General features: G+C 77.0%; 3 protein-coding genes. 1 reads left to right on the top strand and 2 read right to left on the bottom strand.

The features are described 5' to 3' along the window. Positions 1–64: 64 nt before the first annotated feature. Positions 65–742 (bottom strand): hypothetical protein, encoded by a 678-nt coding sequence (locus ALMP_RS11235; protein WP_264926597.1) that lies wholly within the window; start codon positions 740–742, stop codon positions 65–67. 127 nt (positions 743–869) lie between these two features. Beyond that, positions 870–1,124, bottom strand: a complete 255-nt coding sequence (locus ALMP_RS11240; RefSeq protein ID WP_264926599.1) for a hypothetical protein — start codon at positions 1,122–1,124, stop codon at positions 870–872. A gap of 292 nt (positions 1,125–1,416) precedes the next feature. Here ALMP_RS11240 and ALMP_RS11245 point away from each other — a divergent pair, with 292 nt between their 5' ends. Next, positions 1,417–1,926, top strand: a complete 510-nt coding sequence (locus ALMP_RS11245) for a hypothetical protein (RefSeq protein WP_264926601.1) — start codon at positions 1,417–1,419, stop codon at positions 1,924–1,926. The last annotated feature ends 507 nt before the right edge of the window (positions 1,927–2,433 follow it).

A 2,433-nucleotide genomic window follows, 5' to 3' on the forward strand; every position in this document is an offset into this window, starting at 1 on the left:
CCGCCCGCCCCTGCCGCCCCGCGGCCCGCGCCGCCCTGCCCCCGCTCCTCCGCCCACCGTCCGCCTACTGCGGGGTGCGCGGGGTGTGCGTGGTGAGTTCGGCGCGAAGGTCGCGGCCGGCACCGGCCGCGTCCCGGGCCTGCTGCAGCTCCTTCAGCTCGTCGTCGGTGAGGCTGTCGACCCAGGCGGCCATCCGCCGGTGCTCGGCGTCTTCCTCCTGACGCAACTGCTGTTCATACCAGTCGGGTTCGTCCTCGCCGGGGATCCAGTGGCGCACGGCCGCGTCCCGCGCGCGCCGCTCCTCGACCTGCTCAACAGCCTGTTCCACGATGCCGCACGGGTACCCCGCCCGCGCCCGCGGCTCCGGCCCGGCCACAATCCGCGCGCGGGCAGCGAGCAGTGCCCGGGTGGTCTCCTCACCAGCTCCGCACGCCGCAGCGAACGCGGCCAGCAACTCCTCACCCGGCAGCCGCCGGCCGGTAAGCGCGTTGTGCAGGGCGCTGCGCGAGATGAGGCCCCCGGCCGCCGGCGAGGCGGCCAGCTGACGCAGGCTCGGTCCGCCGGCCGCCGCCCTCACCTTCTCCATGGCCCCGGCCAGCCCCGCCCGGGTGGTGATCTGGCGCCCAGGTACGTAGCCGACCGGCTTGCGAACAGGCCCAAGGCGCACGGCGGCCTCGGCCGCCGCCCACACCCGCCCGGCCTCCTCCTCGTCGGCGCCCGCGCCCCGGGCCGCAGCGCGCACGGTGTACAGGGTGGGAAGCCTGCCGGTCAGGGCCCGCCTCAGCGTGCACGCCGAGACGGGCATGCCCCGCGCGCTGGCCCGCCGTGCGAGGGACGCGAAGGTGAGCCGCCCCTTCGCCGCCCGCGGCTCACGCGCGGCCCCCGGCGGCGAGGGAGGCCAGGAGCCGGGCGGCGCGCCCGCCGGCGAGCAGCAGGCCCGCGGCCACCGTGAGCACGCTCAGCACCGTGGGGATCGGACGCTCGAGGACGGCAAGCACAGTCACCGCGGCGATCGCGGTGATGGCGACGGCCGCCTCGCTCGCACCGAGCCTGCCGGAGGCAGGCGCGGCCGCGGTGGCCGGCTGGGCGCCGACGGGCTCGGCGGTGGTCGGGACAGCGGACATGACGGGACCTTCCGAGTTGATCGACACGACGGCCGGCCGGCAGCGGGTGCGCCGGGCGCGGTGAGCCGATGGTGGCAGCACCCGCCCAGCCCCCGCGACCTCCACCGGATGGCGCCCGGACCCGACGTACCTTCCGTCTCCGACGCAAAGCCGCAGGCCAACTGCCACAAGCGAGCAAGACCCGTCCACGGGCTGCAGAGCCGCTGCGCCGCCGCGACCACGCCCAACACCACGACCAGCACCGCGGGATGCGGCGGATACTGTTGGGAGGCGATGCGGCTCGGAGGAGTACGTGGCGAGAGACGAGATCGGCCACCCGGCGTTGACCGGCGGGCCCTGGCCCGTGATCGGCGTACGGGTACGCCGCGAGGACAGCAGCCCGCGGGCGGCGTCCTGGCAGCCGGCCCCGCACGCCGTACTGGAGGACGTCCTGCTGCCCTGTACGTGGCCGGAGCTGGAGCGCCTCGCACAGATCGCCACCGGCCTGGCCCGGGCCCGCGTGTACGTCACCGACCTCGGCGCCGCCGGGCCGGACCGGCCCCTCGTGCTGTGCCTGCGGGGAGCCCCCGGCGCCGTACAGGTACAGGGACGTCTGACCCCCATCGCCGAGACACTCACCGCCCGGACCCGCGCCGCCACACTCAGCGTCGCCGCCGTACACCGCGAGGCCGGCCGCCCACAACAGGCGCAGCTGTGGCGCGCCCGGGCTCGCCAGATCCTCAAGGACGGCCGCGCCGCCCGCCGCGGCCGGAGCGTGCGGGCCACCTCGGCCGGACTGCCCACCCTCGGCCAGCGCCCCTGAACCGAGAGCCCCAACCTCGGGACCCCCGCTCGCCCTGGGCGCCACCCAAGGGCCCGCCACCCCGCAGCCCAAGCTGACCCCCACGAAGACACACCCCACCCCAACCCCACAACGAACCGTGCCCCGAAAGGTCACGCCTACCCGGCTCGCCGCTCTTGCCGCCCCGCGCAGCGCCGTCCCGCTCGCTCCGGCTTCCGTGTCCGCCTGCGCCGTGCCGCTCGGGCCCGCTGTCGATGGTGAGTTGTTCGGCGATGTTCGGTGAACAACCCCGAACATCGCCGAACGTGCCGTCCGAGACCGCGCCCCGCCGCCGCCCGCCGGTCTCGCCGAGGCCCTGCATCCCGCCGCCGCGCTCTGGCCGGCGCGCGGACCGCAGACGCCTGGCCGTGGCCGCCCGTACCGGCCCGGACCGGGCCCCGCGCGTGCTCGCCCGTCCGCCCCGTCGGCCGTGCCGCGCTGTCCCACTTGACCGCGCACCCGCCGTCCCTCCCGGCCCGGCCGCGCCCG

Source organism: Streptomyces sp. A012304 (assembly GCF_026008495.1).
Lineage (GTDB): Bacteria > Actinomycetota > Actinomycetes > Streptomycetales > Streptomycetaceae > Streptomyces.